The 21,488-nt window shown below is 62.6% G+C and carries 22 protein-coding genes and 1 pseudogene; 12 read left to right on the forward strand and 11 right to left on the reverse strand.

The window, feature by feature from the left end:
• Positions 1-7: 7 nt before the first annotated feature.
• Complete coding sequence (gene dadA, locus AC3B5Q_RS25280) at positions 8-1,312, reverse strand: D-amino acid dehydrogenase (protein ID WP_010955780.1); 1,305 nt, start codon at positions 1,310-1,312, stop codon at positions 8-10.
• Positions 1,313-1,468: 156 nt separating this feature from the next.
• Here dadA and AC3B5Q_RS25285 point away from each other — a divergent pair, with 156 nt between their 5' ends.
• A complete protein-coding gene (locus tag AC3B5Q_RS25285; RefSeq protein WP_003253520.1) occupies positions 1,469-1,957 on the forward strand; it encodes an Lrp/AsnC ligand binding domain-containing protein in 489 nt (162 codons plus the stop codon).
• Positions 1,958-1,959: 2 nt separating this feature from the next.
• Here the strand turns inward: AC3B5Q_RS25285 and AC3B5Q_RS25290 are convergent, their stop codons facing one another.
• Positions 1,960-2,313 carry a YkgJ family cysteine cluster protein gene (locus AC3B5Q_RS25290; RefSeq protein ID WP_488392777.1) on the reverse strand — a complete coding sequence of 118 codons (354 nt, stop codon included), beginning with the start codon at positions 2,311-2,313 and terminating at the stop codon, positions 1,960-1,962.
• 144 nt (positions 2,314-2,457) lie between these two features.
• On the opposite strand from AC3B5Q_RS25290, the gene AC3B5Q_RS25295 reads away from it, so the two are divergent.
• Positions 2,458-3,750, forward strand: coding sequence for an NAD(P)/FAD-dependent oxidoreductase (locus AC3B5Q_RS25295; protein WP_414816185.1), 1,293 nt, complete (start codon positions 2,458-2,460; stop codon positions 3,748-3,750).
• 200 nt (positions 3,751-3,950) lie between these two features.
• On the opposite strand, the gene AC3B5Q_RS25300 is transcribed toward AC3B5Q_RS25295, so the two are convergent.
• Positions 3,951-4,181: a DUF1127 domain-containing protein gene (locus AC3B5Q_RS25300; RefSeq protein ID WP_176682871.1), complete on the reverse strand. Its 231-nt coding sequence runs from the start codon at positions 4,179-4,181 to the stop codon at positions 3,951-3,953.
• Positions 4,182-4,359: 178 nt separating this feature from the next.
• Between AC3B5Q_RS25300 and AC3B5Q_RS25305 the strand changes: the two genes are divergently transcribed.
• The gene (locus AC3B5Q_RS25305; protein WP_162149606.1) at positions 4,360-5,790 is read left to right on the forward strand and encodes an aminotransferase-like domain-containing protein; all 1,431 of its coding nucleotides are present in this window, start codon (positions 4,360-4,362) and stop codon (positions 5,788-5,790) included.
• 61 nt (positions 5,791-5,851) lie between these two features.
• Positions 5,852-7,405, forward strand: a complete 1,554-nt coding sequence (locus tag AC3B5Q_RS25310) for a phospholipase D family protein (RefSeq protein ID WP_021785235.1) — start codon at positions 5,852-5,854, stop codon at positions 7,403-7,405.
• A gap of 37 nt (positions 7,406-7,442) precedes the next feature.
• On the opposite strand, the gene AC3B5Q_RS25315 is transcribed toward AC3B5Q_RS25310, so the two are convergent.
• The gene (locus AC3B5Q_RS25315; RefSeq protein ID WP_021785236.1) at positions 7,443-8,582 is read right to left on the reverse strand and encodes an MFS transporter; all 1,140 of its coding nucleotides are present in this window, start codon (positions 8,580-8,582) and stop codon (positions 7,443-7,445) included.
• A 110-nt stretch (positions 8,583-8,692) separates the two neighbouring features.
• Complete coding sequence (locus AC3B5Q_RS25320) at positions 8,693-10,186, reverse strand: aldehyde dehydrogenase (protein WP_021785237.1); 1,494 nt, start codon at positions 10,184-10,186, stop codon at positions 8,693-8,695.
• A 196-nt stretch (positions 10,187-10,382) separates the two neighbouring features.
• On the opposite strand from AC3B5Q_RS25320, the gene AC3B5Q_RS25325 reads away from it, so the two are divergent.
• Entirely contained in the window at positions 10,383-10,742 is a 360-nt protein-coding gene (locus AC3B5Q_RS25325) for a cupin domain-containing protein (protein WP_021785238.1), read from the forward strand.
• A 95-nt stretch (positions 10,743-10,837) separates the two neighbouring features.
• A complete protein-coding gene (locus AC3B5Q_RS25330; protein WP_021785239.1) occupies positions 10,838-11,041 on the forward strand; it encodes a hypothetical protein in 204 nt (67 codons plus the stop codon).
• Between the two features lie 65 nt (positions 11,042-11,106).
• Here the strand turns inward: AC3B5Q_RS25330 and rpmG are convergent, their stop codons facing one another.
• Both rpmG and rpmB read right to left on the reverse strand, forming a co-directional pair.
• Positions 11,107-11,262, reverse strand: a complete 156-nt coding sequence (rpmG, locus tag AC3B5Q_RS25335) for a 50S ribosomal protein L33 (RefSeq protein WP_003253507.1) — start codon at positions 11,260-11,262, stop codon at positions 11,107-11,109.
• Positions 11,263-11,273: 11 nt separating this feature from the next.
• On the reverse strand, positions 11,274-11,510 hold the full coding sequence (gene rpmB / locus AC3B5Q_RS25340) for a 50S ribosomal protein L28 (RefSeq protein ID WP_003253504.1): 237 nt from the start codon (positions 11,508-11,510) through the stop codon (positions 11,274-11,276).
• A gap of 361 nt (positions 11,511-11,871) precedes the next feature.
• On the opposite strand from rpmB, the gene AC3B5Q_RS25345 reads away from it, so the two are divergent.
• The gene (locus AC3B5Q_RS25345; RefSeq protein WP_367251086.1) at positions 11,872-13,461 is read left to right on the forward strand and encodes an ABC transporter substrate-binding protein; all 1,590 of its coding nucleotides are present in this window, start codon (positions 11,872-11,874) and stop codon (positions 13,459-13,461) included.
• A 318-nt stretch (positions 13,462-13,779) separates the two neighbouring features.
• On the opposite strand, the gene radC is transcribed toward AC3B5Q_RS25345, so the two are convergent.
• Entirely contained in the window at positions 13,780-14,460 is a 681-nt protein-coding gene (gene radC / locus AC3B5Q_RS25350) for a RadC family protein (protein ID WP_021785241.1), read from the reverse strand.
• 127 nt (positions 14,461-14,587) lie between these two features.
• Between radC and coaBC the strand changes: the two genes are divergently transcribed.
• The 4 genes and pseudogenes from coaBC (at position 14,588) to argB (ending at position 18,708) form a co-directional block, all read left to right on the forward strand.
• On the forward strand, positions 14,588-15,799 hold the full coding sequence (gene coaBC, locus AC3B5Q_RS25355; RefSeq protein WP_003253409.1) for a bifunctional phosphopantothenoylcysteine decarboxylase/phosphopantothenate--cysteine ligase CoaBC: 1,212 nt from the start codon (positions 14,588-14,590) through the stop codon (positions 15,797-15,799).
• Between the two features lie 5 nt (positions 15,800-15,804).
• Complete coding sequence (gene dut / locus AC3B5Q_RS25360) at positions 15,805-16,260, forward strand: dUTP diphosphatase (protein WP_021785242.1); 456 nt, start codon at positions 15,805-15,807, stop codon at positions 16,258-16,260.
• A gap of 144 nt (positions 16,261-16,404) precedes the next feature.
• Positions 16,405-17,772, forward strand: a pseudogene (locus tag AC3B5Q_RS25365) (phosphomannomutase/phosphoglucomutase); the annotation flags it as partial.
• Positions 17,773-17,802: 30 nt separating this feature from the next.
• The gene (gene argB, locus AC3B5Q_RS25370) at positions 17,803-18,708 is read left to right on the forward strand and encodes an acetylglutamate kinase (RefSeq protein WP_004575216.1); all 906 of its coding nucleotides are present in this window, start codon (positions 17,803-17,805) and stop codon (positions 18,706-18,708) included.
• Between the two features lie 117 nt (positions 18,709-18,825).
• On the opposite strand, the gene pyrE is transcribed toward argB, so the two are convergent.
• Positions 18,826-19,467: an orotate phosphoribosyltransferase gene (pyrE, locus tag AC3B5Q_RS25375; protein WP_021785244.1), complete on the reverse strand. Its 642-nt coding sequence runs from the start codon at positions 19,465-19,467 to the stop codon at positions 18,826-18,828.
• An 80-nt stretch (positions 19,468-19,547) separates the two neighbouring features.
• Here pyrE and crc point away from each other — a divergent pair, with 80 nt between their 5' ends.
• On the forward strand, positions 19,548-20,327 hold the full coding sequence (gene crc, locus AC3B5Q_RS25380) for a catabolite repression control protein Crc (protein WP_003253401.1): 780 nt from the start codon (positions 19,548-19,550) through the stop codon (positions 20,325-20,327).
• Positions 20,328-20,360: 33 nt separating this feature from the next.
• On the opposite strand, the gene AC3B5Q_RS25385 is transcribed toward crc, so the two are convergent.
• Positions 20,361-20,729, reverse strand: a complete 369-nt coding sequence (locus tag AC3B5Q_RS25385) for a DUF4870 domain-containing protein (protein ID WP_021785245.1) — start codon at positions 20,727-20,729, stop codon at positions 20,361-20,363.
• Between the two features lie 23 nt (positions 20,730-20,752).
• A complete protein-coding gene (rph, locus tag AC3B5Q_RS25390) occupies positions 20,753-21,475 on the reverse strand; it encodes a ribonuclease PH (protein ID WP_021785246.1) in 723 nt (240 codons plus the stop codon).
• Positions 21,476-21,488: the final 13 nt, after the last annotated feature.

Consider the following 21,488-nt stretch of genomic DNA (forward strand, 5'->3'; position numbering starts at 1 on the left):
CAGGCTGTTACTGCTGGTGAGCCGGCGCGCTTTGCCCGTGCTTGGCCACTTCCCGGCTATTGCCATAACGGGAAATATCCAGGCCTTCGGCACTGATCTGCGGCTTCTTGCGCGCAATCAGGTCGGCCAGCAAGCGACCGGAACCGCACGCCATGGTCCAGCCCAAGGTACCGTGACCGGTGTTCAGGAACAGGTTGCGGAACGCCGTGGCACCCACGATCGGCGTACCGTCCGGGGTCGCCGGGCGCAAGCCGGTCCAGAAGCTGGCCTGGCTCAGGTCACCGCCGCGAGGATAAAGGTCGTTGACGATCATCTCCAGCGTTTCGCGCCGGCGCGGGTTCAGCGACAGGTCAAAACCGGCGATTTCAGCCATGCCCCCAACGCGGATGCGGTTGTCGAAACGGGTGATGGCAACCTTGTAAGTCTCGTCGAGAATGGTCGAAGTCGGAGCCATGTCGCTGTTGGTGATCGGCACGGTCAGCGAATAGCCTTTCAGCGGGTACACCGGGGCCTTGATGCCCAGTGGCTTGAGCATCTGTGGCGAGTAGCTGCCCAGCGCCAGCACATAGCGGTCTGCCGTCTCCAGCTTGCCGTCGATCCATACGCCATTGATGCGGTCACCGGCGAAGTCCAGGCGCTGGATATCCTGGCCGAAGCGGAACTCCACGCCCAGCTTCAACGCCATGTCGGCGAGCTTGGTGGTAAACAGCTGGCAGTCGCCAGTCTGGTCGTTCGGCAGGCGCAGGGCGCCGGCCAGGATATCTTTCACGCCGGCCAGGGCGGGTTCGACGCGGGCAATGCCGTCACGATCGAGCAGCTCGTAGGGCACACCGGACTGTTCGAGTACGGCAATGTCCTTGGCCGCAGCATCGACCTGGGCCTGGGTGCGGAACAGCTGGGTGGTGCCCAGGCTGCGGTTTTCGTAGTTGATGCCGGTTTCGGCGCGCAGCTCGTCGAGGCAGTCACGGCTGTACTCGGACAGGCGCACCATGCGCTCCTTGTTCACCGCGTAACGGCTGGCGGTGCAGTTGCGCAGCATCTGTGCCATCCACAGGTACTGGTCGACGTCGCCCGTGAGCTTGATGGCCAAGGGGGCGTGACGCTCCAGCAGCCATTTGATGGCTTTGAGCGGTACACCTGGGGCAGCCCAGGGCGAGGCATAGCCGGGCGAGATCTGGCCGGCGTTGGCAAAGCTGGTTTCCATGGCCACCGCCGGCTGGCGGTCGACCACCGTGACTTCGAAACCTTGCCGGGCCAGGTAGTAGGCACTGGCGGTTCCGATTACACCGCTACCAAGTACCAGAACTCGCATCGTTTTATCCCTCACACGCGGCGCGCCGCACACTTTTATTGAAATGGCATGAATGAGCGCAGTATAGGAATTTGAGACCAGTGCAATTCACTATATAAAAGCCTATTATTGGCGAGAATTCTCGGCAAAAACGCCTTTCACGGAGGGGCATCCCCTATGAGAACCCAGCACCAGACCAAGCGTGAACTGGACAAGATCGACCGTAACATCCTGCGTATCCTGCAGAATGACGGGCGTATTTCCTTCACCGAACTGGGCGAGAAAGTTGGGCTGTCCACCACCCCTTGCACCGAGCGGGTTCGCCGCCTGGAGCGCGAGGGCATCATCATGGGCTACAACGCCCGCCTGAACCCGCAGCACCTCAAGGGCAGCCTGCTGGTGTTCGTGGAAATCAGCCTGGACTACAAGTCGGGCGACACCTTCGAGGAGTTCCGCCGCGCGGTCTTGAAGCTGCCCCACGTGCTGGAATGCCACCTGGTGTCGGGCGACTTCGACTATCTGGTAAAAGCGCGTATTTCGGAAATGGCTTCGTACCGCAAGCTGCTCGGGGACATCCTGCTGAAACTGCCGCACGTGCGCGAATCGAAGAGCTACATCGTGATGGAAGAGGTGAAGGAAAGCCTCTGCCTGCCGATCCCGGACTGAGGCTAGACCAGCACCTGGCGGGTGGTGGCAATGAATTGGTGGACCAACTGTTCAGCGGCAGGGTCGATCATCGGTTCAGGGCCACGACCACGCGGGCAGGCCATGCGCGGGGTGGTACCGAACAGCCGGCATATCATCGGCCGCTCTTCATACACCGTGCAGCCGTTGGGGCCCAGGTGCACGCAGTCCAGGCGCTCCAGAGCAGCGTCCTGCTCCGCCTGTAACTTGCGCGGCAGGCGGGCCATTTCCTCCGCCGAGGTGGTGACCGGGCCGCAGCAGTCATGGCAGCCGGGCTCGCACTCGAATGAAGGGATGAGTTCGCGCAGGAAGTGGATCTTGTGGCGGTTACAGGACATGACGGGATACAAGCTGACAAAAGTGATTGGATTATAGGCTTATTCGCGGCTCCACCCGCGAACGAGGATGCAGCCCTCGCTGGTTGCCCGGCCGCGATGGCAAAGCTTATCCTCGTCCCCCCTCCAATTTTCAGGGCCGCCCCGATGATCCACAGCGCGCAGCACGCCGCCTCCTATTACGCCGCCAGCAGCGCGCCACACCCTGACCACGCCTTCCTGCAAGGCGAACACAACGCCGACGTGTGCATCATCGGCGGCGGTTACTCGGGCCTGAACACCGCCATCGAGCTGGCCGAGCGTGGTTTCTCGGTCATCCTGCTGGAAGCGCGCAAACTTGGCTGGGGCGCCAGTGGGCGCAATGGCGGGCAACTGATCCGTGGGGTCGGCCATGGCCTGGAGCAGTTTCTCCCGGTCATCGGCGAGGAAGGCGTGCGCACCCTGAAGCTGATGGGCCTGGAGGCCGTACAGATCGTGCGCGAGCGGGTGGAAAAGCATGCCATCGCCTGCGACCTGGCCTGGGGCTACTGCGACCTGGCCAACAAACCCGCCGAGCTGCTGGGCTTTGCCGAAGACGCAGAGGAACTGCGCAGCCTGGGCTATGAGCATGAGCTGCGGCTGGTCGGCAAGGACGATATCCACAGCGTGGTCGGTGCCGACTGCTATGTGGGGGGGCTGGTCGACATGGGCTCCGGGCATCTGCATCCGCTCAATCTGGCATTGGGTGAAGCCGCCGCAGCCGCCCGCCTGGGCGTGAAGTTGTTCGAGCAATCCGAAGTCACCCGCATCGACTACGGCACTGAAGTGCAGGTGCATACAGCCCAAGGCCGGGTACGCGCAAAGACCCTGGTACTGTGCTGCAACGCCTACCACAACGACCTCAACCGCGAACTGGGCGGCAAGGTGCTGCCGGCCGGTAGCTACATCATTGCCACCGAGCCGCTGGGCGAAGAACGCGCACGCGCATTGCTGCCGCAGAACATGGCGGTGTGTGACCAGCGCGTGGCGCTGGACTACTACCGCCTGTCCGCCGACCACCGCCTGCTGTTTGGCGGTGCCTGCCACTATTCAGGCCGCGACCCGAAGGACATCGCCGCCTACATGCAGCCGAAGATGCTCAAGGTGTTCCCGCAGCTTGCCGACGTACGCATCGACTACCAGTGGGGCGGCATGATCGGCATTGGTGCCAACCGCCTGCCACAGGTTGGCCGCCTGGCCAGCCAGCCGAACGTGTATTACGCCCAGGCCTACTCTGGCCATGGGCTCAACGCCACCCACCTGGCCGCGCGCCTGCTGGGTGAAGCCATCAGTGGCCAGGAAAGCGGGCGCTTCGACCTTTTCAACAAGGTGCCTCACATCACCTTCCCTGGCGGCAAGCACCTGCGCTCGCCACTGTTGGCATTGGGGATGCTGTGGCATCGTCTGAAAGAGCTGGCCTGAAAGTCCCCATCCTTGTGGCAGCAACTGTCTTGCTTAAAATCTAAAAGCTGACTAGCCCCCTGTGGGAGCGGGCGTGCCCGCGAACACGGGCGAAGCCCGTGCCATCCTCCGCGACGCCTGCTTCGCGGGCATGCCCGCTCCCACAGGGTCGGTGCAAGTTTCAAGTCTGGGGCACAACAGGCCCTCCAGCGACCACCCTGTCAGTCCTTCCAGAAGGCTTTCCGCCCTTCGATCCGGGCCTGCTCCCAGCTCAGCCCGACATCGCGCAGCTCGTCATCGGTCAGCTGCAGCAACGCCCTGCGGGTATGCCAGCGATGCAGCATCAGCCCCCAACGCCCCAAACCCTCCGGCGCGTTGAACACCTTGGCCTGCTGCCCGGCTTCCAGCTCCTTGGCCAACAGTTGCAAGCGCACATCGCTCATGCCACCCATCACCGCATCCTCCCGTTCAGTTGTTACCGTGGAGAAAGCATGCGCGTCGGCACCATCAGCAATACAGATCCAATACAGCCTTATTATTCCCATACAGAATTGGCCGACGGCCGACTGAATGCTGTATTTTCGGGCCAACTGTACCGGTCGCTATGCCAATGCAGCGCAGGAGTATGCCGTGACCCTCTACCTGAATCTCGCCGAAATACTCGGCGCCCGCATCGAGCAGGGCCTCTATCGCCCCGGCCAGCGCCTGCCGTCTGTGCGCGCACTGAGTGAGGAGCACGGGGTCAGCCTGAGCACCGTGCAGCAGGCCTATCGCATGCTCGAAGACAGCGGCATGGTCTCGCCACGGCCCAAGTCCGGCTACTTTGTCAGCGACCACCGTCACCTGCCGGCCCTGCCTGCGGTCAGCCGCCCGGCCCAGCGCCCGGTGGACATCTCGCAGTGGGAACAGGTACTGGAACTGGTGCGCAGCACACCGCGCCAGGATGTGGTGCAACTCGGCCGCGGCATGCCCGACATCGACAGCCCTACCCTGAAGCCGCTGCTGCGCAGCCTCGCCCAGTTGAGCCGGCGCCAGGACATGCCTGGCCTGTACTACGACAACATCCACGGCCACCTGGCCCTGCGCGAACAGGTGGCCCGGCTGATGCTCGACTCCGGCTGCCGACTGGGGCCGGCCGACCTGGTGATCACAACCGGCTGCCATGAGGCGCTGTCTTGCAGCATCCGCGCGGTCTGCGAGCCAGGCGACATCGTCGCGGTCGACTCGCCCAGCTTCCACGGCGCCATGCAAACCCTCAAGGGCTTGGGCATGAAAGCGCTGGAAATCCCCACCGACCCGGTCACCGGCATCAGCCTGGAAGCGCTTGAGCTGGCCCTGGAGCAGTGGCCGATCAAACTCATCCAGATCACCCCAAGCTGCAACAACCCGCTGGGCTACATCATGCCCGAGGCACGCAAGAAGGCCCTGCTGAGCCTGGCCCAACGCTATGACGTGGCGATACTGGAAGATGATGTGTACGGCGACCTGGCGTATACCTACCCCCGCCCACGCACCCTCAAATCGTTCGACGACGATGGCCGCGTGCTGCTCTGTAGTTCGTTCTCCAAAACCCTCGCACCCGGCCTGCGGATCGGCTGGGTGGCGCCCGGGCGCTATCTGGAACGAGTACTGCACATGAAGTACATCAGCACCGGGAGTACGGCCAGCCAGCCTCAGCTGGCCATCGCTGACTTCATCGCCGGAGGGTACTACCAGCCCCATGTGCGGCGCATGCGCAGCCAGTACCAGCGTGGCCGCGACCTGATGAGCGACTGGGTGACCCGCTATTTCCCGGCGGGCACCCGGGTCAGCCGGCCCCAGGGGGGCTTCATGCTGTGGGTGGAGCTACCCGAACATCTCGATACGCTTCGGCTGAACCGCGCTTTACTGGAACAGGGCGTGCAGGTTGCCGTGGGCAGCATCTTTTCGGCCTCGGGCAAGTTCCGCCACTGCCTGCGCATGAACTTCGCCGCCAGGCCAACGCCGCAAATCGAAGCCTCCGTACGCAAGGTAGGTGAAGCCGCCCTTCGTCTACTGGATGAAGAAAGCGCCGACGCGTAACTTTGCGCCGCCCGTCACGGTCAAACCCCTAAAGCCCTTGCTGCACAGGACGGTCCTACCCTTGAGACTCCAGCGAGCCTTGCCTCTGCTGCTGGTGCTGTTGCTCGGCCTTGCCGGCTGCACAAGCATCAGTGCGCCCCGCGAAACCAGTCAGGCGCTGCCTGCCAACGACTCGGCCTTTGGCCGCTCGGTATTGCGCCAGGCCGCGCCCTATGGCGGCCGCTCGGGCTTCCGCCTGCTGCCCAACAGCAACGAGGCATTTCGCGCCCGCGCCGAACTGATCCGCAACGCTCAGGCGAGTATCGACCTGCAGTACTACATCGTCCACGATGGCCTCAGCACCCGCGCCCTAGTGCATGAGTTGCTGCGCGCTGCCGACCGTGGCGTGCGCGTGCGCATCCTGCTCGACGACACCACCAGCGACGGCCTGGACACCATCATGGGCACCCTCGATGCCCACCCGAACATCCAGATCCGCGTGTTCAACCCGCTGCATCTGGGGCGCAGTACCGGCGTTACGCGCGCCCTGGGCCGGCTGTTCAACTTGTCGCGCCAGCACCGGCGCATGCACAACAAGCTGTTCCTGGTGGACAACAGCATGGCCATCGTCGGCGGGCGCAACCTCGGCGACGAGTATTTCGATGCCGAGCCCAACCTCAACTTCACCGACATCGACCTGCTGGGCGTGGGCCCGGTGGCCGAGCAGCTGGGGCACAGCTTCGACCAGTACTGGAACAGTGCCCTCAGCCGGCCGATCACCGACTTCCTCTGGCAGGCCCCGGATGCCAACGACCTGCGTGCCAGCCGCCATCGCCTGGAAGTGTCGTTGGCCGAAGCCAGAACCCAGCGCAAGGCCCTGTACGACCGCTTGATGGCCTACCAGTCGCAGCCGCGCCTGGCCGTGTGGCGCAACGAGCTGATCTGGGCTCACGCCCAGGCGCTATGGGATGCACCCAGCAAGGTGTTGGCCGAAGACGAACCGGACCCGCAATTACTGCTGAGCCAGCAACTGGCACCGGACCTGGCTAACGTGCACCATGAGTTGGTCCTGGCATCGGCCTACTTTGTGCCGCGCGAACCGGGGCTGCTTTACCTGACCGGCCGCGCCGACGCTGGCGTTTCGGTGAAGCTGCTGACCAACTCGCTGGAAGCCACCGACGTGCCGGCGGTGCATGGCGGCTATGCACCCTATCGTCGTGCCTTGCTTGAGCACGGGGTGCAACTTTACGAGCTTCGCCGCCAGCCAGGCGACCCCAGCGCAGGGCGATTGAGTTTCCGTGGCAGCTCGGATTCGAGCCTGCACACCAAGGCGATCGTGCTCGATCGGCGCAAGACCTTCATCGGCTCATTCAACTTCGACCCGCGCTCAGTGTTGTGGAACACCGAGGTTGGGGTACTGGTGGACAGCCCGGAGCTGGCCGAATACACCCGCGAGCTGGCCCAGCAGGGTATGGCGCCCGCGCTGAGCTATCAGGTGAAACTGATAGGTAACAAACTGGTGTGGGCGACCGAGGACAATGGCCAACGGCACATGCTGACGTCTGAGCCGGGTGGGATCTGGCGGCGGCTCAATGCCTGGATCAGCAAGGCGGTTGGCTTGGAGAAGATGCTGTAGCTGAGATTGCCGAGGGGCCTTGGAGCCCCAAAAACCATCAGGCAGAAACCGGCTCAAAGGCTCCGCGCCGTCGGGTCAATACCACCAACCCCGCAGCCCCGGCCGCCATCAGGAACAGCAACGCATGCCCGCTGATCCACTGGCTCCCCGCACCCGCCAACAACGGCCCGAGCAAACAGCCAATACCCCACAGCTGTGCTACGTGGGCATTGGCCCGCACCAGCTCATCATCGCGGTAGCGCTCACCGATCAGCACCAGCGACAAGGTGAACAAGCCGCCGGCACTGGCGCCGAACAACACCCACAGTGGCCAGATAACCGGTGTGTGCAACAGCAGCGGGATCGCCAGGCTGGACACCAGCAGCGTCACCGCACAGCCAGTGAACAGGGTGCGTCGCGACATATGGTCGGCCAGCGCGCCGATGGGCAACTGCAGCACCGCATCACCCACCACCACGGTACTTACCATGAACAAGGCGATTTCGGTGGTGAAGCCCTGCTGCAGGCAGTACACCGGCAGCAAAGTGAGGATCATCGCCTCGAACGAGGCGAACAGGGCAATGGCCCAGGCAATTACCGGCAAGCGTCGGCAGAAGCCGAACAGGTCGCCAAAGGTGACACTGCAGGCCTCTGTGCTCGGTGCTCCACCACGCCCCAGCAGAACCAGCGGCGCGGCCAGCAGCAGGCCGGTCGCTGCCCAGAAGCCGAAGTCGTCATCAGAGCCGAGGAAGCCCAGCACCAACGGCCCGGCCAGTTGGCTCAGGGCGTAGCTGCTGCCATACAGCGCCACCAACCGGCCACGCCACTGTTCGACCACCAGTTGGTTGATCCAGCTTTCGCCGAGGATGAACACCACGGTCAGGGACATGCCAATCATCAGCCGCAGCAGCAGCCACAACGGGTAACTCGGCAGCAGCGCGAGCAGGCCAATCGACAGTGCCCCACCCCACAGGCACAGGCGCATCGCCGAAGGCACGCCAACCCAGCCTGCCAGGCGGCTGGCCAGGCTGGCCCCTGCCAGCACACCCAACGCCGGCATTGCCGCCATCACGCCGATAGCGAAGCTGCCGTAGCCCCAGGCCTCCAGGCGCAGGGACACCAGCGGCATGCTCACGCCGAGCGCCAGCCCGACACTGAGCACCGATGCCAGTACGGCGAAGTAGGTACCCCAACGCATTGCAGCCTCCCAGCCAATGTTTCTAGAGGCCCATTCGCGGGCAAGCCCGCTCCCGCAACGGTCGCGAAGACCTGCCGGAGCGGGCTTGCCCGCGAAAAGGACCTACTGGATTACAGCTTGATCCAGGTCGCCTTCAGCTCAGTGTATTTCTCCAGCGCGTGCAGCGACTTGTCACGGCCGTTACCCGACTGTTTGAAACCACCGAACGGCGCGGTCATGTCGCCACCATCGTACTGGTTGACCCAGACGCTGCCAGCACGCACGGCACGGGCGGTCTTGTGGGCTTTGGAAATATCCGAAGTCCAGATACCCGCCGCCAGGCCATACGGCGTGTCGTTGGCAATGGCGACGGCCTCTTCGGCGGTGTCGAAGGCAATCACCGACAGCACCGGGCCGAAGATTTCTTCCTGAGCAATGCGCATGGCGTTGGTCACGCCGTCGAAGATGGTCGGCTCAACGTAGGTGCCGCCGGTCTCTTCCAGGGTGCGCTTGCCGCCGGCCAGCAGCTTGGCACCATCCTTGTGGCCAGCCTCGATGTAAGACAGCACGGTGTTCATCTGCTGAGTATCGACCAGAGCCCCGACAGTGGTCTGTGGATCCAGCGGGTTGCCTGGTTTCCAGCCTTTCAGGGCTTCTACCACCATCGGCAGGAACTTGTCCTTGATCGAACGCTCGACCAGCAGGCGGGAGCCTGCGGTGCACACTTCGCCCTGGTTGAAGGCGATGGCGCTGGCAGCAGCCTCGGCGGCAGCCTGCAGGTCCGGGGCGTCGGCAAAGACGATGTTCGGGCTCTTGCCGCCGGCTTCCAGCCAGATGCGCTTCATGTTCGACTCGCCCGCATAAACCATCAGCTGCTTGGCGATCTTGGTCGAACCGGTGAACACCAGGGTATCGACGTCCATGTGCAGGGCCAGCGCCTTGCCCACGGTGTGGCCGTAGCCTGGCAGCACGTTCAGCACGCCAGCCGGGATGCCAGCTTCGATCGCCAGCTGGGCGATGCGGATGGCGGTCAGCGGCGATTTTTCGGACGGCTTGAGCACGACCGAGTTACCGGTGGCCAGCGCCGGGCCGAGCTTCCAGCAGGCCATCAGCAGCGGGAAGTTCCACGGTACGATGGCACCGACCACACCCACTGCTTCGCGGGTAACCAGGCCAAGCTGGTCGTGCGGGGTCGGGGCGACTTCGTCGTAGACCTTGTCGATGGCTTCGGCTGTCCAGTGGATGGCATTGGCCGCGCCCGGGATATCGATACTGGAGGAGTCACCGATCGGCTTGCCCATATCCAGCGTTTCCAGCAGTGCCAGCTCTTCGACGTTCTTGCGCAGCAGGTCGGCAAAGCGGATCAGCTTGGCCTTGCGCTTGGCGGGGGCCAGCTGCGACCACACACCGGAGTTGAAGGTGGCACGGGCATTTTCCACAGCGCGGTTGGCATCGGCCAGGTCGCAGCTGGCAACCTTGGCCAGGAAGCGTCCGTCGACCGGGCTCAGGCACTCGAAGGTTTCACCGGATGCGGCATCGGTGTATTCGCCGTTGATGAAGGCACGGCCTTCGATCTTCAGTTGCTGGGCACGTTGTTCCCAGTCCGCACGGGTCAGGGTGGTCATACGAAACTCCTCCTCTTGTTTAGGTGCAACGCCGCACTGAGGACTCACAGGCGTTGTCAGAATTCTGGCCGTGCGCCGAGCGCACACTGGCAAGCGATACCCTAAACCAGCCGGTGTAAACTATCAATATATTTGACACGGGAGGCTCAAAAGCCTACTGATGTTCATTTTATTAAACAACAACAGGAGCCGAACCATGAGTATTGACAGCATCATCGACTTCGCGCAGGTCATCACCGAAGCCGAACGCTACCGCCCGGCAGCAGAGAAAATTCTCAAGGGCGAGCCGGACCAGGCGGTCTACAACCATTATTCCAGCCCGTGCGGGCAGTTTGCCGCCGGCGTATGGGAAGGTGAGGTGGGCCAATGGGTGGTGAATTACACCGAGCACGAATACTGCGAGATCATCCATGGAGTTTCGGTGCTACGCGACCAGGACGGCGGGTCGAAGACCTTGCGTGCCGGCGATCGGTTTGTCATCCCCGCCGGCTTCAAGGGCACCTGGGAAGTGCTGGAGCCGTGCCGCAAGATCTATGTGATGTTCGAGCAGAAGTAACCGCAGAAGTATCTATGTAGCGCAGGCAGTCCGCAGGCATGCGTGAGGATGGCCCTGCCCATGTCGGGCCATCCAACTTCATCAGGAAGAACACCATGACCAACGAAGAAGTGCTTCGAACCCTTGCCCACCTGGTCGGCACCCCTTACGCGCCAGCGCTCAAAGACACCATCCGCACCCTCACCGGCCGCCCCCGGGTAGTTGGCCCCAACGAGATGTCCACCCGCGAGTACGACGTCGAGCGCATCCAGATCAGGGCCGGCGCCGACCTACTGATCCAGGGCTTCGACTTCAACTGACCCCGCAGCAGACATAAAAAAACCCGCCTCCTTTCGGATGCGGGTTTTTTCAGGTTGCCGATCAATTACTTGATCTTGGCTTCCTTGTACACCACGTGCTTGCGAACAACCGGATCATATTTCTTGATCTCGATTTTGTCCGGGGTGGTGCGCTTGTTCTTGTCGGTGGTGTAGAAGTGGCCGGTACCGGCACTCGAAACCAGACGGATCAATTCACGCATGATGCTCTCCCTTAAACCTTGGCGCCAGCTTTACGGATGTCAACCAGAACGGCGTCGATGCCGCGCTTGTCGATGATACGCATGCCTTTGGCGGAAACGCGCAGACGCACGAAACGCTTCTCGGATTCAACCCAGAAACGGTGGTGCTGCAGGTTCGGCAGGAAACGACGACGGGTTTTGTTGTTTGCGTGGGAAATGTTGTTCCCGGTTACTGGACCCTTACCAGTAACTTGACAGACTCTCGACATGACTCAGCCCTCTAAAACCACATGCCCAACCCGGCATGGGTTGGCCGCTTAATCTCTCAGTCTTTGGCGCCTGGGCGCCGTGATTCTGGAGGTCTTATCGACCGGATCCGCTTATGCGACAGGCCGAGCCCCTAGAAAAGAGCGCTGCTTTATACCAGAAAGACTTGGCTGCAACAACAGTAGATGCACATTGCCGCACTCCAGAACGCGCCGGGCCAGCATAGCGGCAGGCCCCGCCAGTCGTCGACCGCTCGTCGCAAGATTTGCAAAAAAGGGTGTGGTCATTTGCCGGCGGGCGCACTAGGGTAGGCTTTTTCCAGACTGCACTGGCAGATGGGCCACTGACAGCCAAGGAGCCACCATGCGTGCCGCCGCACTTTCCTTATTGTTCACCTCCCTGTTCGCCGCCGGCGTTGCCCAGGCCGCTCCGCTGAGTGTTTGCAGCGAGGCCAGCCCCGAAGGCTTCGACGTGGTGCAGTACAATTCGCTCACCACCACCAACGCCACCGCCGACGTGCTGATGAACCGCCTGGTGGAGTTCGACGCGGCGCAAGGCAAGGTGGTGCCCAGCCTGGCGACCAGCTGGACGGTGTCGGACGACGGCCTGGTGTATGACTTCACCCTGCGCGATGACGTGAAGTTTCACAGCACCGCCTATTTCAAGCCAAGCCGCAAGCTGAATGCCGACGATGTGCTGTTCAGCTTCCAGCGCATGCTCTACCCGGCCCATGCCTGGCACAAGACTGCGCCGGGCGGCTACCCGCACGCCCAGTCGCTGCAGCTGGGCAGCCTGATCAAGGCGATCGATGCACCGGCGCCGAACACCGTGCGCTTCACCCTCAGCCACCCGGACGCCACCTTCCTGGCCACCCTGAGCATGGGCTTCGCCTCGATCTACTCCGCCGAATACGCCGACAAACTGCTGAAGGCCGGCACGCCGGAGAAGCTGAACAGCCAACCGATCGGTACCGGGCCGTTCGTGTTCCAGCGTTTCCAGAAAGACGCCGTGGTGCGCTACCGCGCCAACCCGGACTACTTCGCCGGCAAGCCGGCGGTCGACCCGCTGATCTTCGCCATCACCACCGATGCCAACGTTCGCCTGCAGAAGCTCAAGCGTGGCGAGTGCCAGGTTGCCTTGTCGCCCAAGCCGCTGGACATTGCCGAAGCGGGCAAGGACGGCAATCTCAAGGTGGCCGCTACACCGGCATTCATGACTGCCTTCGTCGCCATCAACAGCCAGCACCCACCCCTGAACAAGCCGGAAGTGCGCCAGGCCATCAACCTGGCCTTCGACAAGCAGGCCTACCTCAAGGCCGTGTTCGAAGACTCTGCAGTGGCGGCCAACGGCCCCTACCCGCCCAACACCTGGAGCTACGCCAAGGACCTGCCCGGCTACCCGCTGGACCTGAAGAAAGCCAAAGCCCTGCTGGCCAAGGCCGGCCTGGCAGAAGGCTTCAGCACCACCATCTGGACTCGCCCATCGGGCAGCCTGCTCAACCCCAACCCCAGCCTTGGCGCGCAGATGCTGCAAGCCGACCTGGCGAAGATTGGTATCAAGGCTGAAATCCGCGTGATCGAATGGGGCGAGCTTATCCGCCGCGCCAAGGCCGGCGAGCATGACTTGCTGTTCATGGGCTGGGCAGGTGACAACGGCGATCCGGACAACTTCCTCAGCCCGCAGTTTTCCTGTGCGGCGGTCGAGTCAGGGACCAACTTCGCACGCTTCTGCGACAGCCGCCTCGACCAGCTGATCAGCGCCGGGCGCACCACCAACGACCAGAGCGTGCGCAGCCGGCTGTACCAGCAGGCGCAGACACTGATCCAGCAGCAGGCGCTGTGGGTGCCACTGGCGCACCCGACGGCGGCGACCTTGCTGCGCCAAGGCGTCGAGGGGTACCAGGTGAGCCCGTTCGGGCGGCTGGATTTCAGCAAGGTGACAGTGAGCAAGTAAGTTCTGGGGTGCCCGCCTTGAGGTTTGTGGCGCCTGGGAGATCGAGCGCCGCCCGCGCGGCGCATCGCGAGCGAAGCTCGCTCCTACATCTGTTTCGGGCCAGTAACGCCTGCGCCAGCGTGCGCGACCGCCTTGTTTGTCCGGCACGATATCGAGGTGGACACCAAGGCGCCGCGCGCCTCTCTACCAGGAATAACTGGCCCGAAACAGATGTAGGAGCGAGCTTCGCTCGCGATGCGCCGCGCGGGCGGCGCTCGATCTCCCAGGCACCACAAACCTCAAGACAGGCGCCTGCTACCCCTGACCCCATTGACCTACCTACGCCACAATCCACCCATGCTCGACCATCGACAACGGCTCCCCATCACCAATGATGATGTGATCCAGCACCCGCACATCGATCAACGCCAGCCCCCGCTTCAACGACAGGGTCAAATGCACATCGTCCTGACTCGGTTCACTGATCCCTGAAGGGTGGTTGTGGCACAGGATCAATGCCGCAGCGTTGTGCACCAACGCCCGCCGCACCACCTCTCTCGGATAGACACTCGCCCGATCTATCGTGCCCCTGAACAGGATCTCAAATGCCAGTGGCCGGTGCTTGGTATCGAGAAACAGACACCCGAACACCTCGCTGGCCTCATGCCTGAGCATGGCTTTCAAGTAGCGTCGCACCGCTGCCGGGCTGTCCATGGCAGACTCCCGCTCAATCGACGTTGCAAGGTGCCTGCGGCCAATCTCAAGCAGTGCCTGCAGTTGGCTGTACCTCACCGGGCCCAACCCAAGCTCGCCGACGAAGGCCTCGCGGTCGGCCTCCAGCAACCGGCGCAAGCTTCCGAACTTCACCAACAAGCCTCGCGAAAGCTCCACGACATTACGCCCACGTACGCCTGAGCCGAGAAAAACGGCCAGCAGCTCCGCATCTGTCAGGCTCCCTGCCCCACGCTGCAACAACTTCTCCCTCGGCCGTTCTTCCGCCGGCCACTCCCTGATATTCATCCCGCCCCTCTGCCTTTGCTGCGGCCCTTTTCGGCCGTGTGTTAATCTATTTCGCCTCGTACATGCGACGTTCCGCCGCAGGCATTTCAAACGTCGTCGCCCGCTCTCACTGGAAAAAGGCAAGCCTATGCAGCGGCTGTATCGCAAGCGCATCGTTCTCGGCGTGGGTGGCGGCATTGCCGCCTACAAAAGCGCCGAGCTGATTCGCCGTCTCCTGGAGCACGGCGCGCAGGTGCGCGTCGTCATGACCCGCGGTGGTGCCGAATTCATCACCCCGCTGACCCTGCAGGCGCTGTCGGGCCACCCGGTTCACATGGACCTGCTCGACCCGGCCGCCGAAGCAGCCATGGGCCATATCGAACTGGCCAAGTGGGCGGACCTGGTGCTGATCGCGCCAGCCACCGCCGACCTCATGGCACGCATGGCCCAGGGCATGGCAGACGACCTGCTGACCACGCTGGTGCTGGCCACTGACGCCACCGTCGCGGTGGCACCGGCGATGAACCAGGCCATGTGGCGTGACCCGGCCACCCAGGCCAACCTCGAGCTGCTTAAAAGCCGTGGCATTCAGGTGTTCGGCCCGGCATCCGGCAGCCAGGCCTGTGGCGACGTCGGCCTGGGGCGCATGCTCGAAGCCACCGACCTGGCCTGGTGCGCAGCGGAAAGCTTCAAGCGCCAGGCACTGACCGGCAAGCACGTGCTGATCACCGCCGGGCCGACCCAGGAAAACATCGACCCGGTGCGCTACATCACCAATCATAGCTCCGGCAAGATGGGCTTCGCCCTGGCCGAAGCGGCCGCCGAAGCAGGGGCTCGGGTGACCCTCGTCACGGGCCCCGTGCACTTGCCAACCCCTGACCGGGTCAGCCGTATCGACGTCGTCAGCGCGCGGGACATGCTCGCGGCCTGTGAAGCGGCCATGCCGTGCGACCTGTTCATTGCCTCGGCAGCAGTTGCGGACTACCGCCCCGAAGTGGTTGCCACACAAAAACTGAAGAAAGATCCTACGACCGGCGACGGCATGCTGCTGCAGATGGTGCGTAATCCCGATATCCTTGCCACCATTGCTGGCCGCGCCGACCGCCCGTTCAGCGTCGGCTTTGCCGCCGAAACCGAGCACCTGCTCGATTACGCCACGCGCAAGCTCAAGGACAAGAACCTCGACCTGATCGTCGCCAATGATGTGGCCAACCCCAGCATCGGCTTCAACAGCGAAGAAAACGCCTTGACCGTGATCGACCGCCAGCAGCACCAGACTCTCTTCGCGCAGACCAGCAAGGGCAAGATCGCCCGGCAACTGGTCGCCTTCATCGCCGAACGGCTCAACCAGGTTCAATAAGTTACATGCACGCTCTTCAAGCCAAGATCCTCGACCCACGCCTGGGCAGCGAATTCCCGCTACCCGCGTACGCCACCCCCGGCTCCGCCGGCCTCGACCTGCGCGCCCTGCTCAAGGAAGACACCATCCTCGAACCGGGCCAGACCATTCTGATTCCTACCGGCCTGTCGATTTACATCGGCGACCCGGGCCTGGCGGCAGTCATCCTGCCGCGCTCGGGCCTGGGCCATAAGCACGGCATCGTGCTGGGCAACCTGGTCGGCCTGATCGATTCGGACTACCAGGGCGAGCTGATGGTGTCGTGCTGGAACCGCGGCAACACGCCGTTCACCATCGCGGTTGGCGAGCGCATCGCCCAGCTGGTGCTGGTACCGGTGGTACAGGCTCACTTCGACATCGTCGAAGCGTTCGACGAAAGCCAGCGTGGCGCTGGCGGCTTCGGTCACTCCGGCAGCCACTGAGCCGGCAAATGACCGTTCGGGCCAAGGATGGCGAACTCTCTGGCGAAACCACCGTCCAAGCGTTCAGTTTGCGCCTGCCCAGAAAGCCTTTGACTAATGGAGTTTCCAGAGATGAACGACATGGCCCACCTGGTCCCCGCCGCATTGCCCGACAGCATTTTCCGCGCTTATGACATACGCGGCGTGGTCGGCAAGACCCTTCACGCCGAAACCGCCTACTGGATCGGCCGCGCCATCGGCGCGCAAAGCCTGGCCCAGGGCGAACCGCAGGTTTCGGTAGGGCGCGATGGCCGCCTGTCAGGCCCGATGCTGGTGGAACAGCTGATCAAAGGCCTGGTCGATGCGGGCTGCCATGTCAGCGACGTCGGCCTGGTGCCCACCCCGGCGCTGTACTACGCCGCCAACGTGCTGGCCGGCAAGTCTGGTGTGATGCTGACCGGCAGCCATAACCCGTCGGACTACAACGGCTTCAAGATCGTCATCGCCGGTGACACCCTGGCCAACGAACAGATCCAGGCCCTGCTGACCCGCCTGAAAACCAACGACCTGACGCTGGCCCAGGGCCGCGTGGAAAAGGTCGAGATCCTCGACCGCTACTTCCAGCAGATCGTCGGCGACGTGAAGCTGGCGAAAAAGCTCAAGGTGGTGGTGGACTGCGGCAACGGCGCCGCCGGTGTGATTGCACCGCAATTGATCGAAGCCCTGGGCTGCGAGGTGATCCCGCTGTTCTGCGAGGTCGACGGCAACTTCCCCAACCACCACCCGGACCCGGGCAAGCCAGAGAACCTCGAAGACCTGATCGCCAAGGTCAAGAAAACCGGTGCCGATATCGGCCTGGCCTTCGACGGTGACGGCGACCGCGTCGGCGTGGTAACCAACACCGGCAGCATCGTCTACCCCGACCGCCTGCTGATGCTGTTTGCCCAGGATGTGCTGTCGCGCAACCCGGGCGCCGAGATCATCTTCGACGTCAAATGCACCCGCCGTCTGACTCCGCTGATCGAACAGCACGGTGGCCGCGCCTTGATGTGGAAAACCGGCCATTCGCTGATCAAGAAAAAGATGAAGCAGACCGGTTCGCTGCTGGCAGGCGAGATGAGCGGTCACATCTTCATCAAGGAACGCTGGTACGGTTTTGACGACGGCATCTACAGCGCAGCGCGCCTGCTGGAGATCCTCAGCAAGACCGAGCAGAGCGCCGAAAACCTGTTTGCCGCCTTCCCGAACGATATTTCCACGCCGGAAATCAATATTGATGTGACCGACGAGGGTAAATTCAGCATCATTGATGCACTGCAACGCGATGCCGACTGGGGCGAAGCCAACCTGACCACCATCGACGGTGTGCGGGTCGACTACGCCCACGGCTGGGGCCTGGTTCGTGCATCCAACACCACGCCGGTGCTGGTGCTGCGTTTCGAGGCCGACAGCGACGCCGAGTTACAACGTATCAAGGATGTTTTCCGCACCCAGTTGCTGCGGGTAGAGCCTGAGCTGCAACTGCCGTTCTGACCGACTATCTGTTCCTTACAGGAGCCCTGCATGACCCTCGATCGCGATGCCGCTTCCCATGTAGCCGAGGTTTTGTCCGAAGCACTGCCTTACATTCGCCGCTTTGTCGGCAAGACCCTGGTGATCAAGTACGGCGGCAACGCGATGGAGAGCGAGGAGCTCAAGACGGGCTTCGCCCGTGACATCGTGCTGATGAAGGCTGTGGGCATCAACCCGGTGGTGGTCCACGGCGGTGGCCCGCAGATCGGTGACCTGCTCAAGCGCCTGTCGATCGAAAGCCACTTCATCGACGGCATGCGCGTCACCGATTCGGCGACAATGGACGTTGTCGAGATGGTGCTGGGCGGCCAGGTCAACAAAGACATCGTCAACCTGATCAACCGCCACGGCGGCAGCGCCATCGGCCTGACCGGCAAGGACGCGGAGCTGATTCGCGCCCGCAAGCTGACTGTCAGCCGCCAGACGCCCGAGATGACCACTCCGGAAATTATCGACATCGGCCACGTGGGCGAAGTGGTGAGCGTGAACACCGACCTGCTGAACATGCTGGTGAAGGGCGATTTCATTCCAGTGATCGCGCCGATCGGCGTGGGCGCCAATGGTGAGTCGTACAACATCAACGCCGACCTGGTGGCAGGCAAGGTGGCCGAGGCGTTGAAAGCCGAGAAGCTGATGCTGCTGACCAACATCGCCGGCCTGATGGACAAGCAGGGCCAGGTGCTGACTGGCCTGACCACCGAGCAGGTCAACGAACTGATCGCTGACGGCACCATCTATGGCGGCATGCTGCCGAAGATCAAGTGCGCGCTGGATGCGGTGCAGGGCGGCGTGAACAGCTCGCACATCATCGATGGCCGCGTGCCGAATGCGGTGCTGCTGGAGATTTTCACCGACAGCGGCGTGGGCACCCTGATTACCAACCGCAAGCCACGCTGAGTGATTGGCTAGCCTGCACCGGCCTCTTCGCGGGTTCACCCGCGAAAGGGCCGGAACAGGTGACACAAAAAAGGCGACCTTCATGTGAAGGTCGCCTTTTTCATTTCCAGGCCAGGATCAAATCCCGTACTGCGCCCGATAGGCCTCTACAGCCGGCAGATGCTGTTTCAGCTCTGGGTCATCAGCCAGGAACTCCAGCACCTGGGTCAGCGAAACGATGCTGACCACCGGGATACCGAAGTCGCGTTCCACTTCCTGGATCGCCGACAGTTCGCCATTGCCACGCTCTTCACGGTTCAGCGCGATCAGTACACCGGCGGCCTTGGCCTGCTGGGCGTTAATGATCTGCATGACCTCGCGAATGGCGGTACCGGCAGTAATCACGTCGTCGATGATCAGCACGTCACCGGCCAGCGGCGCGCCGACCAGGCTGCCACCTTCGCCATGGTCCTTGGCTTCCTTGCGGTTGAAGCACCATGGCACGTCGAGCTGATGCTGATCGGCAAGGGCTACGGCGGTAGTCGCCGCCAAAGGGATACCCTTGTAGGCCGGGCCGAACAGCACATCGAACGGGATCTTGCTGTCGACGATGGCGGCGGCGTAGCAACGCCCCAGCTCAGCCAGTGCGGAGCCGGTGTTGAACAAGCCGGCATTGAAGAAATACGGGCTGGTACGCCCCGATTTCAGGGTGAATTCACCGAAACGCAGTACCCCGCGATCGATGGCAAAACGGATAAAGTCGCGCTGATACGGCTGCATGAATAGTCCCGGACACCACGGATTTAGCTAAATGGGTTGAGCTCGGGTATCATACACGCACGAGATTTATGGGGCCATTTATGCGGATCATCAGTGTGAACGTAAATGGCATTCAGGCTGCGGCCGAGCGTGGTTTGCTCAGCTGGCTGCAAGCCCAGAATGCCGACGTCATCTGCCTTCAGGATACCCGCGCCTCGGCCTTTGAACTCGACGACCCAGCTTTCCAGCTCGATGGCTATTTCCTTTATGCCTGCGACGCGGAGGTGCCTGCCCAAGGTGGTGTGGCCCTTTACTCGCGCATGCAGCCCAAGGCAGTCATCACCGGCCTGGGCTTCGAGACAGCCGACCGCTACGGGCGTTACCTGCAAGCAGATTTCGACAAAGTCAGTATTGCCAGCCTGCTGCTGCCTTCGGGCATGAACGGCGACGAAGACTTGAACCAGAAGTTCAAGTTGATGGACGACTTCGCCAAGTACCTGGACAAGCAGCGTCGCAAGCGTCGCGAATACATCTATTGCGGCTCGTTCTACGTGGCGCAGCAGAAGCTCGACATCAAGAACTGGCGTGACAGCCAGCAGTCGCCGGGCTTCCTGGCGCCAGAACGCGCCTGGATGGATGCAATCACTGGCGAGATGGGGTATGTCGATGCCTTGCGCGAAGTCAGCCGTGAAGGTGACCAGTACAGCTGGTGGCCGGACAACGAGCAGGCCGAGATGCTCAACCTGGGGTATCGGTTCGACTACCAGATCCTCACTCCAGGCCTGCGCCGCTTCGTGCGCAACGCCCGCCTGCCGCGTCAGCCACGCTTCTCCCAGCATGCGCCGCTGATCGTCGACTATGACTGGACGCTGACCATCTAAAAGACCATTGGGGCTGCATTGCGGCCCCAATGGTTATTTGATCGGCCGCCAGATCATCGGGTAGCGATAAGGCTTGCCCTCATTCGCCCGCACCGCCGCGATGATGATCAGGATCATCACGGCCACTGCGAGCATGGCAAACAGCACCAGCCCGATGACCACGAACATCAGCAGGAAGCAGATGAGCCCTGCAATGGTCACGCTGATCTGAAAGTTCAGCGCCTCTTTGCCCTGGGCGTCGATAAAAGGGTCTTGCTCGCGCTTGAGGTGCCATAGCACCAGCGGGCCCAGCAGGTGGCCAAGCGGCACTACCAGGCCCAGAAGCGCGGAGAGGTGGCAGAGCATCGCCCATTGCCGCACTTCGGCATTGGGCGGGGGGACCGACAGGTTCGAATCGCTCATGCCCCGCACCTCCTGGGCTGGCTTCAGTCAGCCAGTGCCGCCTGCTGCAGCTCGAAGATCTCGTCCATGCCCTTCTGCGCCAGAGCGAGCATGGCGTTGAAATCTTCCGGCTGGAACGGTGCGCCTTCGGCAGTACCCTGCACTTCGATGAAGCCACCGGCGCTGGTCATGACCACATTCAGGTCGGTTTCGGCTGCGGAGTCTTCCAGGTAGTCGAGGTCCAGCACCGCTTCGCCCTGGTACATGCCGACAGATACGGCTGCGATCATGTGCTTGAGCGGGTTGCCGCCCTTGAGGCCGCCGCGCTTCTTGATCACTGCCAAAGCGTCGCACAAGGCGACCATGGCGCCGGTAATGGACGCGGTGCGGGTACCGCCATCGGCCTGGATCACGTCGCAATCGACGTAAAGGGTGATATCACCGAGCTTGCTCATGTCCAGCGCGGCGCGCAGCGAACGGCCGATCAGGCGCTGGATTTCCAGGGTGCGGCCACCCTGCTTGCCACGGCTGGCTTCACGCTGGTTACGTTCGCCGGTTGAGCGCGGCAGCATGCCGTACTCGGCGGTCAGCCAGCCTTGGCCCTGGCCTTTGAGGAAGCGCGGTACACCGTTTTCAACGCTGACCGTGCAGATGACTTTGGTGTCACCGAACTCGACCAGTACCGACCCTTCGGCGTGCTTGGTGTAGTTGCGGGTGATGCGGATCGAGCGGAGCTGATCGGCAACGCGACCACTTGGACGTTTCATCTGGGATACCTGT

Source organism: Pseudomonas sp. D5(2026) (assembly GCF_057766845.1).

What these genes read in the sequence shown, in the direction of transcription:
- rpmG (WP_003253507.1), bottom strand. Translation starts at nt 11,262, where the DNA reads ATGCGTGAATTGATCCGTCTGGTTTCGAGTGCCGGTACCGGCCACTTC.
- radC (WP_021785241.1), bottom strand. Translation starts at nt 14,460, where the DNA reads ATGAATATCAGGGAGTGGCCGGCGGAAGAACGGCCGAGGGAGAAGTTG.
- pyrE (WP_021785244.1), bottom strand. Translation starts at nt 19,467, where the DNA reads ATGCAGCCGTATCAGCGCGACTTTATCCGTTTTGCCATCGATCGCGGG.
- coaBC (WP_003253409.1), top strand. Translation starts at nt 14,588, where the DNA reads ATGCAGCGGCTGTATCGCAAGCGCATCGTTCTCGGCGTGGGTGGCGGC.
- rpmB (WP_003253504.1), bottom strand. Translation starts at nt 11,510, where the DNA reads ATGTCGAGAGTCTGTCAAGTTACTGGTAAGGGTCCAGTAACCGGGAAC.
- AC3B5Q_RS25325 (WP_021785238.1), top strand. Translation starts at nt 10,383, where the DNA reads ATGAGTATTGACAGCATCATCGACTTCGCGCAGGTCATCACCGAAGCC.
- AC3B5Q_RS25315 (WP_021785236.1), bottom strand. Translation starts at nt 8,582, where the DNA reads ATGCGTTGGGGTACCTACTTCGCCGTACTGGCATCGGTGCTCAGTGTC.
- rph (WP_021785246.1), bottom strand. Translation starts at nt 21,475, where the DNA reads ATGAAACGTCCAAGTGGTCGCGTTGCCGATCAGCTCCGCTCGATCCGC.
- AC3B5Q_RS25330 (WP_021785239.1), top strand. Translation starts at nt 10,838, where the DNA reads ATGACCAACGAAGAAGTGCTTCGAACCCTTGCCCACCTGGTCGGCACC.
- AC3B5Q_RS25345 (WP_367251086.1), top strand. Translation starts at nt 11,872, where the DNA reads ATGCGTGCCGCCGCACTTTCCTTATTGTTCACCTCCCTGTTCGCCGCC.
- dadA (WP_010955780.1), bottom strand. Translation starts at nt 1,312, where the DNA reads ATGCGAGTTCTGGTACTTGGTAGCGGTGTAATCGGAACCGCCAGTGCC.
- crc (WP_003253401.1), top strand. Translation starts at nt 19,548, where the DNA reads ATGCGGATCATCAGTGTGAACGTAAATGGCATTCAGGCTGCGGCCGAG.
- argB (WP_004575216.1), top strand. Translation starts at nt 17,803, where the DNA reads ATGACCCTCGATCGCGATGCCGCTTCCCATGTAGCCGAGGTTTTGTCC.
- AC3B5Q_RS25285 (WP_003253520.1), top strand. Translation starts at nt 1,469, where the DNA reads ATGAGAACCCAGCACCAGACCAAGCGTGAACTGGACAAGATCGACCGT.
- dut (WP_021785242.1), top strand. Translation starts at nt 15,805, where the DNA reads ATGCACGCTCTTCAAGCCAAGATCCTCGACCCACGCCTGGGCAGCGAA.
- AC3B5Q_RS25385 (WP_021785245.1), bottom strand. Translation starts at nt 20,729, where the DNA reads ATGAGCGATTCGAACCTGTCGGTCCCCCCGCCCAATGCCGAAGTGCGG.
- AC3B5Q_RS25320 (WP_021785237.1), bottom strand. Translation starts at nt 10,186, where the DNA reads ATGACCACCCTGACCCGTGCGGACTGGGAACAACGTGCCCAGCAACTG.
- AC3B5Q_RS25295 (WP_414816185.1), top strand. Translation starts at nt 2,458, where the DNA reads ATGATCCACAGCGCGCAGCACGCCGCCTCCTATTACGCCGCCAGCAGC.
- AC3B5Q_RS25290 (WP_488392777.1), bottom strand. Translation starts at nt 2,313, where the DNA reads ATGTCCTGTAACCGCCACAAGATCCACTTCCTGCGCGAACTCATCCCT.
- AC3B5Q_RS25300 (WP_176682871.1), bottom strand. Translation starts at nt 4,181, where the DNA reads ATGGGTGGCATGAGCGATGTGCGCTTGCAACTGTTGGCCAAGGAGCTG.